The 250-nt window shown below is 40.0% G+C and carries 1 protein-coding gene; it reads left to right on the plus strand.

All coding sequences use genetic code 11. The features are described 5' to 3' along the window. On the plus strand, positions 1 to 250 hold a 250-nt coding region (locus SB775_RS32165; RefSeq protein ID WP_410865348.1), incomplete at both ends, for an AIR synthase related protein.

The following is a 250-nucleotide window of genomic DNA, read 5'->3' on the forward strand; positions in this document are numbered from 1 at the left end:
GCGGTATCTCGCATGAAAAAACACGTACAAACAACAATGAGAAAAGAAGTACTAGGCGGTCTAGGCGGTTTTGGAGGTATGTTTGATTTATCAAAATTTGCATTAGAAGAACCTGTATTAGTATCTGGAACAGATGGCGTGGGAACAAAATTGATGCTCGCTTTTATGGCAGATAAACATGACACAATTGGTATTGATGCAGTAGCAAGGTGTGTAAATGATATTGTTGTCCAAGGAGCAGAGCCGCTTT

This window comes from Peribacillus sp. SIMBA_075 (assembly GCF_046534585.1).